We start from the raw sequence: 19,304 nt of genomic DNA on the forward strand, positions 1-19,304 counted from the left end.
CAGAAAAGCTTGATTACTGAAGAAAAAATGAAGTAGAATTTTTTCGGCGCTTGTTCTAAGAAGTGATTATCTTATCGCCGATGTGAGAAATAGTTGAGAAGGTTTATCAAGGAAAAGATTGTCGGAACTATAAAGTATTTGGGTCTGAATGTCTGAGAAGCCATGATTTTTAAGAGTCTCCTCAAGTTCCGAAATAATAAAACCATGGTTTTCTCCATCTGGTACGGTATAATCAGCGATAAATAGTTGTCCTCCGGGAGTCAAATGTTCCTGAAACATAGCTAGACTGGAATCAAGATGAGGCATGTGATGAAGAACACGACTAACGATAATGAGATCGAATGTTTGCTCTAATGGCTGAAGCACTAAGTCTTGTTGAATCAAGTGTAGATTTTTAAGTTTTTGCTTTTTAACCTTGATACGAGCTTGCTCCAGCATTTTTTCTGCGATGTCAACCAAGGTCACTGACTTGGCTTGTTTGGCTAGAGGAAGAGCGATAAGTCCAGTTCCTCCTCCAAAATCTAGGATTGATTTGGTAGATAGCTCAGAGACTTGTTGCTTGATCTCTGCATTTACAAGGTCTGCTAGAAATTGGTTTTTGGGAGAATCGAAAGATTCTGCTCGATGATTAAAATGATGTTCCATGTCAATAGTGTAGCATAAAGAGAAGATGTTTTAAAATGTTGGCTACGTCTTGTTGGAAAGGGATAGAGTTATCGACTGGTGTTTAGCTTCTTTTTTACCTTGATAAGGACCAGAGTTTTTTGGGATTTTGATTGAAAGAGTTAAGAAAATAAAGAGGAGAAAAACTTGAAATCATGTTATAATAAAACGATAGAATCGTAAGAAAGAGTGGATGAATTTTGATTATTCCGACTTATAATTGGCAATTTGCACCTCAAGTTGAGGATGCAGATTTTACAAAAATCGCCAAGAAAGCTGGGCTAGGGCCTGAAGCTGCTCGTTTATTATTTAGCCGTGGTATTAAGGATGAAGATAGTCTGACACGTTTTTTAGCACCAAGTCTAGATGATTTACACGATCCCTATCTTCTCCACGATATGGATAAGGCAGTGAATCGTATTCGTCGTGCTATAGAGCAGGGGGAATTTATTCTCATTTATGGAGACTACGATGCAGATGGGATGACATCAGCTTCTATCCTTAAAGAAACATTAGAACAATTAGGAGCCGAGTGCTTGGTCTATCTTCCTAATCGTTTTACAGATGGTTATGGTCCTAATGCCAGTGTTTACAAGTACTTCATTGAGCAACAAGGGATATCCTTGATTGTAACCGTAGATAATGGAGTTGCAGGCCATGAAGCTATTGACTTGGCTCAATCTATGGGAGTAGATGTTATTGTAACGGATCACCATTCTCTACCAGAGGTCTTACCAGATGCTCATGCAATCGTTCATCCGGAGCATCCTGAATCAGACTATCCTTTTAAACATTTAGCAGGTTGTGGAGTGGCTTTTAAACTAGCTTGCGCCCTCTTGGAGGAAGTGCAGGTTGAGTTGCTTGATTTGGTTGCTATTGGGACCATTGCCGATATGGTCAGCTTGACAGATGAAAATCGCATCATGGTTCAATATGGTCTAGAAGTTTTGCGCAATACCCAGAGACTAGGCCTCCAAGAACTATTTGAAATTGCAGGGATTTCTAGTGGTGACCTTACAGAAGAGACGGTTGGTTTTCAGTTGGCGCCTCGCTTGAATGCCCTAGGGCGCTTGGATGATCCCAATCCAGCTATTGAGTTACTAACTGGCTTTGATGATAAAGAGGTGCGTGAGATTGCCCTCATGATTCAAGATAAAAATGAAGAACGCAAGGAAATCGTTCAAGCCATTTATGAAGAAGCTAAAAGTTTGGTAGACCCTAACAAAAGTGTTCAAGTTTTAGCCAAAGAAGGTTGGAACCCAGGAGTGCTTGGGATTGTAGCTGGTCGCTTGTTGGAAGAATTAGGACAGACAGTTATTGTTCTGAATATTGAAGATGGTCGTGCCAAGGGGAGTGCTCGAAGTATTGAAGCAGTCGATATCTTTGAAGCCTTGAATCCGCATCGGGAACTTTTTATCGCCTTTGGTGGGCACGCAGGCGCTGCAGGTATGACACTTGAAGCGGAACAGCTAGAAGCCTTGTCGGAAATTTTAGAAACCTATGTAAAAGACAAAGGGATAGATGCCAAGGGAAAGAATACATTATATCTAGATGAAGAATTAGATTTGGAAAGTCTAAGTTTAGAGACGGTTAAAAGCTTTGAACGATTAGCTCCTTTTGGAATGGATAACCAAAAACCTGTTTTTTATATTCGAGATTTTCAAGTTGAAAATGCTCGTTCTATGGGAGCGGGAGATAGTCATCTAAAATTGAAGATTTCCAAAGGGACCGCGAGCTTTGAGGTAGTAGCTTTTGGCCAAGGATCAAAGGCTACAGAGTTTTCTCAGGTAAAACAACTGGAATTGGCAGTTACCCTTTCTGTTAACCAATGGAATGGGCAAACAACCCTCCAGTTGATGATGGTAGATGCCCGTGTGGACGGTGTTCAACTTTTTAACATCCGTAGTAAGAGTGTAGAGCTACCAGCGGGAGTGCCTATCCTAGATTTCACCAGTGATTTACCAGAAATGCTTTCTAGCCCAGCAATCGTTGTAAAAAATATTCCCGAGGATCTCAGTCTTCTCAAACAAGTGTTGCAAGAACAGGAATTCTCTGCTATTTACTTTAAAAATGATATCGCTAAAGCATACTACTTGACAGGTTATGGTACAAGAGAGCAATTCGCTAAGCTTTATAAGACAATCTACCAGTTCCCAGAATTTGATATTCGTTATAAGCTCAAGGACTTATCAGCTTATTTGAAGATAGAACAGATTTTGCTAGTCAAAATGATTCAGATTTTTGAAGAACTTGGTTTTGTCACAATTGAGAATGGTGTAATGAAAGTAAATAAAGATGCTGATAAACGGGACATCGCTGAAAGTCAGATTTATCAAAATCTCAAACAAACTGTTAAAAATCAAGAAATGATGGCACTAGGTACGGTGCAGGAAATCTATGACTTTTTAATGGAAAAATAGAAGAAAAGAAGCTGAGATAATCTATCTCAGTTTTTTGTTGTCTCTTATAATTTTTAAATTATTTGTTCTTTAGAATGTTATGTAGTAAAAGTATACATATTTGTAACATGACTACAACATAATTCTAAAACAACTGACATGTAAATCAGGTATGATTCTCTTGTCAACAAAAAAATTAAAAATAATCAATAAAATTTTAGGAGAAATTTATTATGAAAAAAACAGTTGCTAAACTGACTCTTGGTTTAACATCTACAGCTATTTTGGCGACAGTTGGAGCTCAAACTGTTAGTGCATCTTCTTACGTTGTCCAAGACGGAGATTCATTTTTTGGTATTGCTACTGCAAATGGCATGGATCCTTATGAGTTGGCAGCAAATAACGGGAAAAGCATTTTTGATATGATCCACCCAGGGGATGTGTTAGAAGTAAGCGGTCCAGCTCAGGCTACTTATTCATACGGTGCTCCTGCTTCTGAGGCAACTAGTACTTTAAATCCTGCTTCAGATGATGATGTTGTCGTGAATACTCCGACAGACTATGGAAACTCATATCCTGTTGGTCAGTGTACATGGGGCGTGAAAGAATTGGCTCCTTGGGCTAGCAACTGGTGGGGAAATGCTAATACTTGGGCGATTTATGCTAGTGCTCAAGGTTATCGTGTAGGAGATGTTCCAGTAGTAGGCGCAATCGCCGTTTGGGACGGTGGTGAATATGGACACGTTGCTTATGTGACAGATGTACAAAATGAGAATTCTATCCAGGTATTGGAAGCAAACTACAGACGTCAAAAACAAATTGCTAACTATCGTGGTTTCTTTAATCCACATGAATTTTTAGGTAAAGTTACTTACATTTATCCCAACTAAAGATGATTAAAAAGATTTAGAGCTTCTAAATCTTTTTTTATTTGTGAGCAAGTTCCTTATTACGATTTTTTGCCGAGTAGCTGCTTGTGAAGTAAGTCCCTAGGTCCCTTGGCGGACAGCGATTTCGCAAAGAGAAAACAAAGCAAGGCGATTCGGTTATCAGTGGTGAATGTTCTCTAGTTAAAATCCTATCTTCATTTTGAAAATTAGTAAAAAAATGGTATAATGAGAGGAAAAGATTCGGATAAAAGTAAATTGGACTTTTACAAAAAGAGAGTTGTGAAGGCTCTACAAACACGTTATAGTAATACTTCGGAGGGAAAATGACCAATATTAAATTAACAACTTTAGGCGGTGTTCGTGAAAACGGGAAAAACATGTACATCGCAGAAATTAACGATTCAATCTTTGTTTTAGATGCAGGTTTAAAATATCCTGAAAATGAGCAGTTGGGTGTCGATGTCGTTATTCCAAATATGGAATATCTGTTTGAAAATAGCGACCGTATTGCAGGTGTCTTTTTAACGCACGGACATGCGGATGCGATTGGAGCTCTTCCTTATCTTTTGTCAGAAGTGAAAGTTCCTGTTTTTGGTTCAGAGTTGACAATTGAGCTTGCTAAGCTTTTTGTTAAAGGAAATGATAGTGCTAAAAAATTCGATGACTTCCATGTTATTGATGAAAATACAGAAATCGACTTTGGCGGTACTGAGGTTTCCTTCTTCCGTACAACTCACTCTATCCCAGAGAGTCTGGGTGTCGTTTTGAAAACATCTGAAGGAAGTATCGTTTATACAGGGGACTTCAAATTTGACCAAACGGCTAGCGAATCATATGCAACTGACTTTGGTCGTTTAGCAGAAATTGGTCGCGAAGGAGTTTTAGCTCTTCTAAGCGACTCAGCAAACGCAGACAGTAATATTCAAGTAGCCAGCGAAAGTGAAGTTGGTGATGAAATTACGCAAACCATTTCTGACTGGGATGGACGTATCATTGTAGCCGCTGTTGCAAGTAACCTTTCTCGCATTCAGCAAGTCTTTGATGCTGCTGCAGAGACAGGACGTCGTGTTGTTTTGACTGGATTTGATATTGAAAATATCGTTCGTACAGCCATTCGCTTGAAAAAATTGTCATTGGCTAACGAAAGTCTCTTGATTAAACCTAAAGATATGTCTCGTTTTGAAGACCACGAGTTAATCATCTTGGAAACCGGTCGTATGGGTGAACCGATTAATGGACTCCGTAAAATGTCAATCGGTCGTCACCGCTATGTTGAAATCAAGGATGGAGACTTGGTTTATATCGTTACAACGCCATCAATCGCTAAAGAAGCTGTTATGGCACGTGTAGAAAATATGGTCTACCAAGCAGGTGGTGTCGTTAAGCCGATTACTCAAAGTTTACGTGTATCAGGACATGGGAATGCGCGTGATCTGCAATTGATGATTAATCTTTTACAACCTCAGTATCTCTTCCCAATCCAGGGTGAATACCGTGAGTTGGACGCTCATGCCAAGGCTGCTATGGCAGTTGGGTTGTTGCCAGAACGCATTTTTATCCCGAAAAAAGGCACAACCATGTCTTATGAACATGGGGACTTTGTCCCGTCTGGTGCAGTTGCTGCAGGTGATGTCTTGATTGACGGAAATGCTATTGGGGATGTTGGTAATGTTGTTCTTCGTGACCGTAAGGTCTTGTCAGAAGATGGTATTTTCATCGTAGCTATCACTGTTAACCGTCGTGAAAAGAAAATCATTGCCAAAGCACGAGTGCATACACGTGGCTTTGTCTATCTCAAGAAGAGTCGAGATATTCTGCGCGAAAGTACAGAGTTGGTGAACCAAACAGTCGAAGACTATCTCCAAGGGGAGGACTTTGACTGGGCTGATCTTAAAGGTAAGGTTCGTGACAATTTGGCTAAATTCCTTTTTGAACAAACGAAACGTCGTCCAGCCATTTTACCAGTGGTCATGGAAGCAAAATAAGGATTAAATAGCAAGAGAGAAAGTCGAGTTTCGGCTTTTTCTTATCTCAAACGAATAAGGAGCAAGTTATGGCAGTAATGAAGATTGAGTATTACTCAGAAGTTTTAGGTATGGAGTGGGGAGTAAATGTACTCTATCCGGATGCATCTCGGGTGACAGAGCCAAACAGTAAAAATATTCCAGTTCTCTATCTCCTTCATGGAATGTCAGGGAACCACAACAGCTGGCTCAAACGGACCAATGTAGAACGCTTGCTACGAGGGACCAATCTGATTGTTGTCATGCCCAATACAAATAACGGCTGGTATACAGATACTCAGTATGGCTATAACTACTACACAGCTCTAGCAGAAGAATTGCCTAAGGTGCTCAAACGCTTCTTCCCCAATATGACCAACGAGCGAGATAAAACCTTCATTGCTGGTTTATCAATGGGTGGCTACGGTTCCTTTAAGTTAGCACTGTCAAGTGACCGTTTCTCTCATGCCGCTAGTTTTTCTGGGGCGCTTAGCTTCGAGGAGTTTTCTCCTGAGAGTCAAGATTTAGGAACGCGTGCCTACTGGCGAGGTGTTTTTGGCAAAGTTAATGATTGGGTGAATAGCCCTTACTCGCTTGAGACCCTTGCCAAAAAGTCAGACAAGGAGACCAAACTCTGGGTTTGGTGTGGCGAACAAGATTATCTCTATTCTGCCAATAATCTAGCAGTTAAAAATCTTAAGAAACTTGGTTTCGATGTGACCTATAGCCATAGTGCAGGAACTCATGAGTGGTATTATTGGGAAAAGCAATTGGAACGTTTTTTAACTACCTTGCCAATCGATTTTGTGTTGGAAGAACGCTTGTCTTAATTTTAGCTTTCTTTCAGTTTGTTTTAGTAGAATTAAGAATCTATCTTTAGAATGGGAATCCATGGCTTAAAGATGGGTTCTTATTTTTTTAGAAAGGTGGGCAATTATGGGCTGGATTATTCGTGTGTTATGTCGGTTTTTACTAGGGATTTTGCGTATGTTTTGGCGCCTTGTATGGACGCTTATCTTCTTCATTCTCATCACTTTTGGGATTCTCTGGTATGTGACAGGTGATTTACCTACTACTTTAAATCAAGTTAGCAAAGTGGTCCAAGTCGGCCAAGCAGGTTGGCAACAATGGCAAGAAACTGGCACGTTGCAAGGTTTGTCTCAGACAGATCATCATCAAGATTCAGGAGCAAAATGGTCAAAGGCGCAAGCAACTATCTATATTGATTCTCAAATGGATGCCACTTTCCAAAAGGCCTACCTTGAAGCTATTGCCAACTGGAACCAGACTGGTGCTTTTAATTTTGAGCTTGTAACCGAACCGGACCAGGCCGATATTTTCGCTACTGAAATGAATGATGGTTCGACAGATGTAGCAGGTGAGGCGGAGAGTCAGACAAATCTCCTAACCAAACAATTCATTTCAGTGACCGTTCGCTTGAATCATTATTATCTATCCAATCCAAACTATGGTTATAGCTATGATCGTATCATGCATACAGCAGAGCATGAACTAGGTCATGCGATTGGTTTGGAACACACCAATGAAGTTTCGGTTATGCAACCAGCAGGCTCCTATTATGGAATCCAAGCTCAAGATGTAAAAGAAGTTCAAGAACTGTATGATTCTGGGGAATAAGTGATTTTCTAAGGGAACTGGAGCTCTCTGATTTAAGCAATACAGGGGGCTTTTTGCTATAATGGAATTATGAATAACTTGATTAAATCAAAACTGGAGCTCTTGCCGACTAGCCCTGGTTGTTACATTCACAAAGATAAAAACGGCACTATCATTTATGTAGGAAAGGCTAAAAATCTGCGCAATCGGGTGCGGTCCTACTTCCGTGGGAGCCATGATACCAAGACAGAAGCCTTGGTGTCTGAGATTGTGGATTTTGAATTTATTGTTACGGAGTCTAATATAGAGGCCCTTCTTTTAGAGATTAATCTCATCAAGGAAAACAAGCCTAAGTACAATATTATGCTCAAGGATGATAAGTCCTATCCTTTCATCAAAATCACAAATGAGCGCTATCCTCGCTTGATTATCACCCGTCAGGTCAAGAAGGATGGGGGATTATACTTTGGTCCTTATCCGGATGTGGGAGCAGCCAATGAAATCAAACGGCTATTGGATCGGATTTTCCCTTTTCGCAAGTGTACCAATCCACCATCAAAGGTTTGTTTTTATTACCATATCGGCCAGTGCATGGCTCACACCATTTGTAAGAAAGACGAGGCTTATTTCAAAGCTATGGCGCAAGAAGTCTCTGATTTTCTCAAGGGGCAAGACGATAAAATTATCGATGACCTCAAGGAGAAGATGGCTGTGGCAGCTCAGAATATGGAGTTTGAACGTGCAGCGGAATACCGTGATCTAATCCAGGCCATCGGCACCCTGCGGACTAAGCAACGAGTCATGGCTAAAGACCTCCAAAATCGTGATGTATTTGGTTACTACGTGGATAAGGGTTGGATGTGTGTTCAGGTTTTCTTTGTCCGTCAAGGTAAACTGATTGAACGCGATGTCAATCTCTTCCCTTACTACAACGATCCAGACGAGGATTTCTTGACCTATGTGGGGCAGTTTTACCAGGAGAAATCTCACCTGGTTCCAAATGAAATTCTGATTCCTCAAGATATTGACGAAGAAGCTATCAAGGCTTTGGTGGATACTAAGGTCCTCAAACCCCAGCGAGGGGAGAAGAAGCAACTGGTTAATCTAGCCATTAAAAACGCGCGTGTTAGTCTAGAGCAGAAGTTTAATCTGTTAGAAAAATCAGTTGAAAAGACTCAAGGAGCTATTGAAAATCTTGGGCGACTTCTACAAATTCCAACCCCAGTCCGTATCGAGTCTTTTGATAACTCTAATATTATAGGGACTAGTCCAGTCTCTGCTATGGTTGTTTTTGTCAACGGAAAACCAAGCAAAAAAGATTACCGCAAGTATAAAATCAAGACTGTGGTCGGACCAGATGACTACGCAAGTATGCGAGAGGTTATTCGTAGACGTTATGGACGGGTCCAGCGTGACGGTTTGACACCGCCAGATCTAATCGTCATCGATGGTGGTCAGGGACAGGTTAACATTGCTAAGCAGGTTATTCAAGAAGAGTTGGGCTTAGACATTCCCATCGCAGGACTTCAAAAGAATGACAAGCACCAAACCCATGAATTACTTTTTGGAGATCCGCTTGAGGTGGTAGAGTTGTCTCGCAATTCTCAGGAATTTTTCCTCCTCCAACGCATTCAAGATGAAGTGCACCGCTTTGCCATTACCTTTCACCGTCAACTTCGTTCTAAAAATTCCTTCTCCTCTCAATTGGATGGAATTGAAGGCTTAGGTCCCAAACGAAAGCAGAATTTGATGAAATATTTCAAATCTCTGACAAAAATCAAGGAAGCTAGCGTGGACGAGATTGTTGCAGTTGGTATACCAAGAGCAGTAGCAGAGGCAGTTCATCAACACTTAAATCCAGAAGTAGACTCAGCACTAGCTCAAGTAGCTGAGAAACCTCTTGAATACAAGGAATAAAGTAGCAATGGAATGTTTTGGCTTTAGTGGGTGCAAGCTAGTCGGATTTGTGGTAAAATAGATAAGATATGACAAAAGAATTTCATCATGTAACGGTCATGCTCCATGAGACCATTGATATGCTAGATGTAAAACCTGATGGTATTTACGTTGATGCGACCTTGGGAGGAGCAGGACACAGCGAGTATTTATTAAGTAAGTTAAGCGAGAAAGGGCATCTCTATGCCTTTGACCAAGACCAGAATGCCATTGATAATGCGCAAAAACGTTTGGCTCCCTATATCGAAAAGGGAATGGTCACCTTCATCAAGGATAATTTCCGTCATTTGAAGGACCGCTTATATGACTTAGGTGTGACTGAAATTGATGGAATTTGTTATGATTTAGGTGTGTCAAGTCCGCAGTTGGATCAGCGTGAACGTGGTTTTTCCTATAAGAAAGATGCACCGCTGGATATGCGCATGAATCAGGAAGCTAGTTTGACCGCTTATGAAGTCGTTAATCACTACGACTACCATGATTTGGTAAGAATCTTTTTCAAATATGGAGAAGACAAGTTTTCCAAACAGATTGCTCGAAAAATTGAACAGGCGCGTGAACAGAAGCCGATTGAGACCACGACGGAATTAGCAGAAATTATCAAATCTGCCAAACCAACAAAGGAACTCAAGAAAAAAGGTCACCCAGCCAAACAAATTTTCCAAGCTATCCGTATTGAAGTCAATGATGAGTTGGGTGCTGCAGATGAATCAATCCAGCAGGCAATTGAACTTCTAGCTCTCAACGGAAGAATATCAGTCATCACTTTTCATTCGCTGGAAGATCGCTTGACTAAGCAGTTATTTAAGGAAGCTTCTACAGTTGAAGTTCCTAAAGGACTACCTTTCATCCCAGACGATCTCAAGCCAAAAATGGAATTGGTATCTCGGAAACCGATTTTACCAAGCAAGGAAGAATTGGAAGCCAATAATCGTTCCCACTCGGCCAAGCTTCGAGTGGCAAGAAAAATTCACAAGTAAGAGGAAATAATGGCAGAAAACAGAGGAACAACGAGCCAATTGCTACAAGCTCGTATAAAAAAATTTTCACGTGTTGAAAAGGCCTTTTACTTTTCAATTGCCATCACAGCACTTGTCTTAGCAATCAGTGTAGTCTATATGCAGACTCAACTTTTGCAGGTTCAGAGTGATTTGACAACAGTCAATTCACAAATTGAGGAAAAAAAGACAGAGCTGGATGATGCGAAACAAGAAGTTAATGAATTGATCCGATCAGAACGTTTGACCGGAATTGCAGACTCACAAGACTTGCAATTAAATAATGAAAATATCCGATCGGCGGAGTAGTAAATGAAAAACTGGAAAGAACGAATCATACGCTTTGCCATTAAAAATCGCAAATCCCCAACAGAAAACCGCAGACTAGTGGGAAAGAATTTGAGCCTTCTGGCCGTCTTTCTCTTTGCTGTTTTTTTGGTTAACTTTGCGGTAATTATTGGTACAGGCTCAAAATTTGGTGTTGACTTAGTTAAGGAAGCAAGCAGGGTCCACCAAACAACTCGGACAGTTCCTGCAAAACGAGGAACTATCTATGACCGTAATGGTACACCTATCGCAGAGGATGCAACATCCTACAACATTTATGCGATTATAGATAAGGAATATAAATCTGCAAATGGGAAAATTCTCTATGTAGAGGAGTCTCAGTATAGCAAGGTTGCGGAAGTCTTCCATAAATATCTAGATATGGATGAATCCTACGTCAAGGAACAACTTTCTCAACCTAATCTTAAGCAAGTTTCCTTTGGTGTAAAGGGAAATGGTATTACCTATGCCAATATGATGTCCATAAAAAAGGATTTGGAAACAGCTAAGGTTGAGGGAGTTGATTTTACAACAAGCCCAAATCGAAGCTATCCTAACGGGAAATTTGCTTCATCTTTCATCGGACTAGCGCAGTTGCATGAAAATGAGGATGGTTCAAAGAGTCTCATTGGGACGTCTGGTGTCGAGAGTTCCTTGAATAGCTTATTGGCAGGAACAGATGGTATCATTACCTATGAAAAAGATCGCTTAGGGAATATTGTTCCAGGTACGGAGCAAGTTACCCGACAGACTGTAAACGGGAAAGATGTCTATACGACCCTATCTAGTCCTTTACAATCTTTCATGGAAAGTCAAATGGATGCCTTCCAAGAAAAAGTCAAGGGTAAATATATGACTGCGACCTTGGTTAGTGCCAAGACGGGAGAGATTCTCGCTACAACTCAAAGGCCAACCTTTGATGCTGATACCAAAGAAGGAATCACTGAGGACTTTGTTTGGCGTGACATTCTTTATCAAAGTAACTATGAACCAGGATCAGCCATGAAGGTGATGACTTTGGCGGCAGCCATTGATAACAATACCTTCCCAAGTGGAGAATACTTCAATAGCAGTGAATTTAAAATAGCGGATGTGACGATTCGAGATTGGGATGTTAATGATGGTTTGACTACTGGTGGGATGATGACTTTCTTACAAGGTTTCGCTCACTCCAGTAATGTTGGAATGAGTCTACTTGAACAAAAAATGGGAGATGCAACTTGGTTGGATTATCTCAATCGTTTCAAATTCGGAATTCCAACAAGATTTGGGATGAGTAATGAGTATGGTGGACAATTGCCTGATGACAATATTGTCAATATTGCCATGAGTTCCTTTGGTCAAGGGATTTCTGTTACTCAGACCCAGATGCTTCGTGCTTTTACAGCAATTGCAAATGATGGGGTTATGCTTGAACCGAAGTTTATTAGTGCCCTCTATGATCCAAATGATCAGACTGTTCGTAAATCACAAAGGGAGATTGTAGGGAATCCTGTTTCTAAAGAAGCGGCTAGTTTGACTCGTGAGAATATGATTTTGGTTGGTACGGATCCTATCTATGGTACTATGTACAATCACAGTACTGGTAAGGGAACAATTAATGTTCCAGGACAAAATGTTGCCTTGAAATCAGGAACAGCTCAGATTGCAGATGAGAAAAATGGAGGCTACCTGCGAGGGGAAACAAACTATATCTTCTCAGTTGTCTCTATGCATCCCGCAGAAAATCCAGATTTTATCCTCTATGTGACAGTTCAACAACCGGAACATTATTCTGGGATTCCGTTAGGAGAATTCGCAAACCCTATCTTGGAGCGTGCTTCTGCGATGAAAGAATCTCTCAATCTTCAATCAACTGCTAAAAGTCTGGATCAGATTACAACTACGACTAACTATGCTATGCCTTCGACAAAAGACTATAGCCCTGGAGATTTGGCAGAAGAACTACGACGTAACCTTGTTCAACCAATCGTTATCGGTTCAGGAACGAAAATCAAAGAAAGTTCAGCGGCAGAAGGAAGCAATCTAGACGCAAATGAGCAGATCTTACTCCTTTCTGACAAGGTAGAAGAGATGCCTGATTTGTATGGTTGGTCTAAGAAGAATGTCGAAACTTTTGCAAAATGGCTGGATATCGAAGTAGAATTTGAAGGTACAGGAGAAACTGTAAAAAAACAAAGTGTTCGTACCAATACAGCTTTAAAAAATATACAGAAAATAAAAATAACTTTAGGAGATTAGAATGCTAGTTTCTATCTTTCCTGGAATCCTTACTTTTGTTCTTACAGTGGTAGGAATTCCAGCTTTTATCCGTTTTTACCGTAAAGCACAGATTACTGGTCAACAGATGCATGAGGATGTTAAACAACACCAGGCAAAAGCTGGGACGCCGACAATGGGAGGAATTGTCTTCCTCGTAACCAGCGTTTTAGTTAGTTTAGTTCTTGCACTTTTGACTAATCAACTAACCAACAATGTCGGAATGATCCTCTTTATTCTCGTTTTGTATGGTTTGGTTGGCTTCTTAGATGATTTCCTCAAGGTTTTTCGTAAAATCAATGAAGGACTCAATCCTAAACAAAAGCTCTTGCTTCAATTAGTAGGAGGAGTTATCTTCTATCTCTTTTATGAAAGAGGAGGGGATGTCTTAAATGTATTTGGGTATCCATTGCACCTAGGTGTTCTTTACATTTTCTTTGCTCTCTTCTGGTTAGTTGGTTTTTCAAATGCTGTTAACTTGACTGACGGAATCGATGGCTTGGCAAGTATCTCAGTAGTGATTAGTCTGTCTGCCTATGGAGTCATTGCTTATGTACAAAACCAGTTGGATATCCTCCTAGTGATTCTTGCCATGATTGGTGGTCTTCTTGGTTTCTTTGTCTTTAACCATAAGCCTGCTAAAGTTTTCATGGGAGATGTCGGAAGTCTTGCTCTTGGAGGAATGTTGGCCGCTATTTCTATGGCGCTACACCAAGAATGGACGTTACTCCTGATTGGTATAGTGTATGTTTTTGAAACAACATCTGTCATGATGCAAGTTGCCTACTTTAAGTTGACTGGAGGAAAACGTATCTTCCGGATGACACCAGTTCATCACCATTTTGAGTTGGGTGGGTTTTCTGGTAAAGGCCAAGCCTGGAGTGAGTGGAAGGTCGATTTCTTCTTCTGGGGAGTTGGTTTGCTTGCTAGTCTCATGACCTTGGCTTTCATGTATTTATTCTAAAATAGAATATCGAATTGAAAAAGAGAAGGGTTTATTCCCTTCTCTTTTTAGTTCTTATTTTCTTCATTTGACGAATCCTTTTCTCAAAAAAAGTAAAATTATGATAAAATGGAAAAAAGAAAGTTGAAATGATGAGTTATTTTAAAAAGTATAGATTTGACAAATCCAAGTTTAAGTTAGGGATGCGAACTTTCAAGACAGGGATCGCTGTTTTTTTAGTTCTCATGATTTTTGGTTTTTTTGGCTGGAAAGGACTTCAGATTGGAGCCTTGACTGCGGTTTTTAGTTTAAGAGAAGACTTTGACAAGAGTGTTCATTTTGGTACTTCTCGTATTCTAGGAAATAGTATCGGTGGTTTTTATGCCCTGATTTTCTTTCTCTTGAACAACTTTTTCCATGGAGCCTTTTGGGTAACTCTCCTTGTGGTTCCGATATGTACCATGTTAACCATCATGACAAATGTTGCCATGAACAATAAGTCAGGAGTTATTGGGGGAGTTGCAGCTATGCTGATTATTACCCTATCAATTCCGAGCGGAGAGACTGTTTTGTACGTGTTTGCTCGAGTTTTTGAGACTTTTATGGGAGTTTTTGTAGCAATTCTAGTAAATTATGATATTGATCGCTTGCGGAGTCTCATACAGAAAAAATAAAATAATGTCATAAGATATAACATTAACAATTGACGATTGATTTTTTTTAGACTATAATAGACAGAAAGAAGAGGAAGTGCACATGAAGGAAAAAGAATTTCGTCGCAATATGGCAGTTTTCCCCATTGGTAGTGTTATGAAGCTGACCGATCTTTCGGCGCGTCAAATTCGTTATTATGAAGATCAGGAGTTGATAAAACCTGATCGAAACGAAGGTAACCGCCGGATGTATTCTTTAAATGATATGGATCGGTTGCTTGAGATTAAGGACTATATCTCTGAAGGTCTGAACATTGCTGCTATCAAGAAAAAATATGCCGAACGTGAGGCGAAAGCCAAGAAACCAGTTAGTCAAACTGAGGTGCGCCGAGCACTTCGGAATGAAGTTCTTCAACAAAGTCGCTTTGCTTCTCAACAATCACCTTTTGGTCGCGGTTAGGCAACCGCTAGTCGTCATATATAAGGAGAAAAACCATGCCAATCACAGCTGCAGATATTTGTCGTGAAGTTAAGGAAAAAAATGTAACCTTTATCCGTCTCATGTTTTCAGATATTTTGGGAACAATGAAAAACGTCGAAATTCCTGCTACAGATGAACAACTAGACAAGGTCTTGTCAAACAAGGCTATGTTTGATGGATCTTCTATTGAAGGGTTTGTTCGTATCAATGAATCAGATATGTACTTGTACCCTGACCTAGACACATGGACTGTCTTCCCTTGGGGAGATGAGAACGGTAGTGTCGCAGGATTGATCTGTGATGTCTATACAACAGAAGGAGAGCCATTTGCTGGAGATCCTCGAAGCAATCTTAAACGAGCTCTTCATCACATGGAGAAAGTTGGTTTCAAATCTTTCAACCTTGGTCCGGAACCAGAATTCTTCCTATTCAAGCTTGATGAAAATGGAGACCCAACTCTTGAGGTGAATGACAAGGGTGGTTACTTTGATTTGGCGCCTACAGACCTTGCCGATAATACCCGTCGTGAGATCGTTAATGTCTTGACTAAAATGGGATTTGAGGTAGAGGCTAGTCACCACGAAGTTGCCGTAGGTCAACATGAGATTGACTTTAAGTATGATGAAGTTCTTCGTGCTTGTGACAAGATTCAAATCTTTAAACTTGTTGTAAAGACAATTGCGCGTAAACATGGTTTGTATGCAACCTTTATGGCTAAACCTAAATTTGGTATCGCTGGTTCAGGAATGCACTGCAATATGTCCTTGTTTGATGATGAAGGGAACAACGCTTTCTTTGATCCAAATGATCCAAAAGGAATGCAATTGTCAGAAACAGCCTATCATTTCCTTGGTGGTTTGATCAAGCATGCCTACAACTACACAGCTATCATGAACCCGACCGTTAACTCATACAAACGTTTGGTTCCAGGGTATGAAGCACCTGTTTACATCGCTTGGGCTGGTCGTAACCGTTCACCGTTGGTGCGCGTTCCTGCTACTCGTGGAATGGGAACACGTTTGGAATTGCGCTCAGTAGACCCAATGGCAAACCCATATATCGCAATGGCTGTTCTTTTGGAAGTTGGTTTGCACGGTATTGAAAACAAAATCGAAGCACCAGCGCCAATCGAAGAAAACATCTATATCATGACTGCAGAAGAGCGTAAAGAGGCTGGTATCACAGACCTTCCATCAACTCTTCACAACGCTTTGAAGGCCATGACAGAAGACGAAGTGGTTAAAGCAGCTCTAGGTGAACACATCTACACTAGCTTCCTTGAAGCCAAACGAATTGAGTGGGCAAGCTATGCAACCTTCGTTTCACAATGGGAAATTGATAACTACCTAGATCTATACTAATGATAAATCAGAAAGATTGTCCGTGAGGACAATCTTTTTTTCTTGCATTTTATATCGAGGTGTGATATATTTTATATAACGAGGTGCGATATATCGAACTGAATAGGAGGTCTGATTAAATGGAATTAACAGATAAGATTAGGCGGGTTTACCTTCCCATGACTGAAACGGGTTTTTATATTCTGTTCTGTCTGCAGAAGGATAATCATGGCTATGGTATTACACAAAAGGTCAAAGAGATGACAAAATCGCAAGTATCAATTAGTCCTGGAACTATGTATGGAACCCTGTCAAAGATGGAAAAGGATGGTTTGGTTTCCTTTGTCCGAGAAGAGGAGAAACGTAAAATCTATCAGATAACAGACTTGGGCCGAAAAGTTTTAGAGATTGAGTTGAAACGTATTGAGCGGCTCTATAGAAACAGTCGGGAGGAGCTTTGATGGAAAAGAAAGTTGTTTATAGAATTGCTACCATTGCGGATTATGATAGAGAAGCTCTCTATCTCGGAGAAATGCATGCTCAGGGCTGGAAACTTAAGGAAGTAAGTTATTCTAACTTAGTAGTTGCGGTTAAGTATACTTTTGAAAAGTGCCAACCGGAGCAGGTGGTTTATCAGTTGGACTTTTATCCTATGAAAAAGTCAGAGAGAGCTTCCTATTTACAACTATTTAAAGATTGTGGCTGGGAGCATATTACAGACTTTAATGGTTTTTCCTACTTTAGAAAGCTTTATTCTGGAGTTGAGTCGGATGCCGAGTTTGAAATTTATAATGACGCGACAGGGAAGTTAGCAATGGTCAAGAAGATTTTAACAATGCGGATGCTTCCTATTTTGCTTCTCTTTTCAGCTCTACTACCGATTTTCTCAAAGTTTGTCAGTGGAGGTAGTTCTTTCAGTTGGGGAATGTTTTTGATTGTTATCATAGACTGTACTTTATTGATAGTTTTCGCGATTCAGATTTCTTATATTTTTTGGAGATTGTTTCAAAAGTGGAAAGAATTATCTGATAAATAAAACCATTTTGGAGGTTAGACAATGAATAGCAAAGTACAATTTCGAATGTTTACCATTTTTGATTTGGATAAGGTAGAAGATTATTTGCATGAGATGCATTTGAAAGGTTGGAAATTTAAATCGAATCGTTTTGGCTTTTTCTATTTTGAACTATGCCGACCAGATGATGTGGTTTACCGTGTGTGGAATACTAGCTATCTTAGAAAAAATGAGGTAAATTTACAAAGTATTAAGGATAGAGGATGGGAATTTGTGGAAAATTGTTCTTATACTGTTTTTCGAAAAGCAACTTGTGATGTAGATTCAAATGATCAATCATTCATGGACGATCGTCTTCGATGGGCTGATGTGAAATCTAGATTTCGTACATCTACAGTTTCTATCTCTGGCGGTCTAGTTATTTGTATGAGCTTGTTTCGCGAAAGTCTCTCTCAGTCTTTCTTCCTTATTTTTGCCCTTTATGCCCTCATGGTTTCTTACCTAATCTATAGTTTTTACAGACTTAAAAAGAAATATCTTGTGGATATAAGATGATTTTCTAGGTCCTCAGGCTGATTTTTAGCACTCTTAGAAAAAGAGTGCTAATTTTTTGAGTTTTTGTCTTGACATTCTTTTCTGAGGGTGTATAATAGAATCATAAGTTAGCACTTGGATACGTCGAGTGCTAAAAAAGATCTATCAGAGAGGAGTGACGAGATGGTTACGGAACGTCAGCAGAATATTTTAAATCTGATTATTGACATCTTTACCAAAACGCACGAACCTGTTGGATCAAAAGCCTTGCAAGAGTCTATCAACTCTAGTAGTGCTACCATTCGAAATGATATGGCAGCTCTAGAAAAGCAAGGTTTGCTTGAAAAGGCTCATACTTCCAGTGGTCGGATGCCGAGTGTGGCTGGATTTCAATACTATGTCAAACACTCCCTATCCTTTGACCGTTTAGCTGAAAATCAAGTTTATGAGATTGTAAAAGCCTTTGATCAAGAATTCTTCAAGCTTGAGGATATTCTTCAAGAGGCAACGAAAATTTTGTCAGACTTGAGTGGTTGTACGGTTGTAGCGCTGGATGTAGAACCAAGTAGGCAGAAGCTAACAGCTTTTGATATTGTTGTCCTCGGGCAACATACAGCTCTTGCTGTTTTTACGCTTGATGAGTCTAGAACAGTTACCAGTCAGTTTTTGATTCCGAGAAATTTCTTGCAGGAGGATTTAAATCGCCTCAAGACCATGATTCAAGAACGTTTCCTGGATCAGACTGTTTTGGATATTCACTACAAGATTCGGACAGAGATTCCGCAAATTATCCAACGTTACTTCACAACAACGGATAACGTCATGGACCTCGTCGAACATATCTTCAAAGAAATGTTCAATGAAAACATCGTGGTTTCTGGGAAAGTCAATCTTCTGAATTTCGCTAATTTAGCGGCCTATCAATTCTTTGATCATCCACAAAAAGTAGCATTGGAAATTCGAGAGAATTTGATTGGAGACCAGATGCAGAGTGTCCGAGTTGCAGATAGCCAAGAATCTTGTCTTGCTGACTTAGCAGTGATTAGCAGTAAGTTCCTGATTCCCTATCGTGGATTTGGAATTCTTGCGATTATAGGTCCGGTTAATCTGGATTATCAACAATTGGTTAATCAACTCAACGTTGTCAATCGAGTTCTAACCATGAAGTTGACGGATTTTTACCGCTATCTCAGCAGTAATCACTATGAAGTGAATTAAGATTGAAA

18 protein-coding genes are annotated in these 19,304 nt (G+C 40.0%); 17 read left to right on the forward strand and 1 reads right to left on the reverse strand.

Translation table 11 applies throughout. The features are described 5' to 3' along the window. Nucleotides 1-66: 66 nt before the first annotated feature. Nucleotides 67-645 (reverse strand): class I SAM-dependent methyltransferase, encoded by a 579-nt coding sequence (locus tag AB8E63_RS00475; protein ID WP_368909466.1) that lies wholly within the window; start codon nucleotides 643-645, stop codon nucleotides 67-69. A gap of 218 nt (nucleotides 646-863) precedes the next feature. Here AB8E63_RS00475 and recJ point away from each other — a divergent pair, with 218 nt between their 5' ends. The 17 genes from recJ to hrcA all read left to right on the forward strand — a co-directional run bounded on the left by recJ (nucleotide 864) and on the right by hrcA (nucleotide 19,296). Beyond that, entirely contained in the window at nucleotides 864-3,083 is a 2,220-nt protein-coding gene (gene recJ / locus AB8E63_RS00480) for a single-stranded-DNA-specific exonuclease RecJ (protein WP_368909467.1), read from the forward strand. Nucleotides 3,084-3,295: 212 nt separating this feature from the next. Further along, complete coding sequence (locus AB8E63_RS00485) at nucleotides 3,296-3,952, forward strand: CHAP domain-containing protein (protein WP_006151486.1); 657 nt, start codon at nucleotides 3,296-3,298, stop codon at nucleotides 3,950-3,952. 323 nt (nucleotides 3,953-4,275) lie between these two features. Continuing rightward, nucleotides 4,276-5,937, forward strand: coding sequence for a ribonuclease J (locus AB8E63_RS00490; protein WP_004251767.1), 1,662 nt, complete (start codon nucleotides 4,276-4,278; stop codon nucleotides 5,935-5,937). 68 nt (nucleotides 5,938-6,005) lie between these two features. Then, entirely contained in the window at nucleotides 6,006-6,785 is a 780-nt protein-coding gene (locus AB8E63_RS00495) for an alpha/beta hydrolase (protein WP_368909469.1), read from the forward strand. A gap of 106 nt (nucleotides 6,786-6,891) precedes the next feature. Next, nucleotides 6,892-7,593, forward strand: coding sequence for a M57 family metalloprotease (locus AB8E63_RS00500; protein WP_368909470.1), 702 nt, complete (start codon nucleotides 6,892-6,894; stop codon nucleotides 7,591-7,593). Between the two features lie 69 nt (nucleotides 7,594-7,662). After that, entirely contained in the window at nucleotides 7,663-9,489 is a 1,827-nt protein-coding gene (uvrC, locus tag AB8E63_RS00505; protein WP_368909471.1) for an excinuclease ABC subunit UvrC, read from the forward strand. A gap of 68 nt (nucleotides 9,490-9,557) precedes the next feature. Beyond that, nucleotides 9,558-10,508, forward strand: coding sequence for a 16S rRNA (cytosine(1402)-N(4))-methyltransferase RsmH (rsmH, locus tag AB8E63_RS00510; RefSeq protein WP_368909472.1), 951 nt, complete (start codon nucleotides 9,558-9,560; stop codon nucleotides 10,506-10,508). 9 nt (nucleotides 10,509-10,517) lie between these two features. Continuing rightward, nucleotides 10,518-10,835: a cell division protein FtsL gene (gene ftsL / locus AB8E63_RS00515; protein ID WP_024053600.1), complete on the forward strand. Its 318-nt coding sequence runs from the start codon at nucleotides 10,518-10,520 to the stop codon at nucleotides 10,833-10,835. 3 nt (nucleotides 10,836-10,838) lie between these two features. Then, on the forward strand, nucleotides 10,839-13,094 hold the full coding sequence (pbp2X, locus tag AB8E63_RS00520) for a penicillin-binding protein PBP2X (protein ID WP_368909473.1): 2,256 nt from the start codon (nucleotides 10,839-10,841) through the stop codon (nucleotides 13,092-13,094). A 1-nt stretch (nucleotide 13,095) separates the two neighbouring features. Further along, a complete protein-coding gene (mraY, locus tag AB8E63_RS00525) occupies nucleotides 13,096-14,076 on the forward strand; it encodes a phospho-N-acetylmuramoyl-pentapeptide-transferase (protein WP_368909474.1) in 981 nt (326 codons plus the stop codon). Between the two features lie 131 nt (nucleotides 14,077-14,207). Next, nucleotides 14,208-14,729 carry an aromatic acid exporter family protein gene (locus AB8E63_RS00530; RefSeq protein WP_075568048.1) on the forward strand — a complete coding sequence of 174 codons (522 nt, stop codon included), beginning with the start codon at nucleotides 14,208-14,210 and terminating at the stop codon, nucleotides 14,727-14,729. Between the two features lie 82 nt (nucleotides 14,730-14,811). Next, nucleotides 14,812-15,168, forward strand: coding sequence for a transcriptional repressor GlnR (glnR, locus tag AB8E63_RS00535; RefSeq protein ID WP_000659542.1), 357 nt, complete (start codon nucleotides 14,812-14,814; stop codon nucleotides 15,166-15,168). A 35-nt stretch (nucleotides 15,169-15,203) separates the two neighbouring features. Beyond that, a complete protein-coding gene (gene glnA / locus AB8E63_RS00540; protein ID WP_368909475.1) occupies nucleotides 15,204-16,550 on the forward strand; it encodes a type I glutamate--ammonia ligase in 1,347 nt (448 codons plus the stop codon). A gap of 119 nt (nucleotides 16,551-16,669) precedes the next feature. Beyond that, nucleotides 16,670-16,990: a PadR family transcriptional regulator gene (locus AB8E63_RS00545; RefSeq protein ID WP_368909476.1), complete on the forward strand. Its 321-nt coding sequence runs from the start codon at nucleotides 16,670-16,672 to the stop codon at nucleotides 16,988-16,990. Next, a complete protein-coding gene (locus tag AB8E63_RS00550) occupies nucleotides 16,990-17,565 on the forward strand; it encodes a DUF2812 domain-containing protein (protein ID WP_368909477.1) in 576 nt (191 codons plus the stop codon). The genes AB8E63_RS00545 and AB8E63_RS00550 overlap by 1 nt, the downstream gene beginning before the upstream one ends. 21 nt (nucleotides 17,566-17,586) lie before the next feature. Then, the gene (locus tag AB8E63_RS00555) at nucleotides 17,587-18,099 is read left to right on the forward strand and encodes a DUF2812 domain-containing protein (RefSeq protein WP_368909478.1); all 513 of its coding nucleotides are present in this window, start codon (nucleotides 17,587-17,589) and stop codon (nucleotides 18,097-18,099) included. 162 nt (nucleotides 18,100-18,261) lie between these two features. After that, on the forward strand, nucleotides 18,262-19,296 hold the full coding sequence (hrcA, locus tag AB8E63_RS00560) for a heat-inducible transcriptional repressor HrcA (RefSeq protein WP_368909479.1): 1,035 nt from the start codon (nucleotides 18,262-18,264) through the stop codon (nucleotides 19,294-19,296). Nucleotides 19,297-19,304 lie beyond the last annotated feature (8 nt).

Source organism: Streptococcus sp. oral taxon 061 (assembly GCF_964211575.1).
Taxonomy (GTDB): Bacteria; Bacillota; Bacilli; order Lactobacillales; family Streptococcaceae; genus Streptococcus.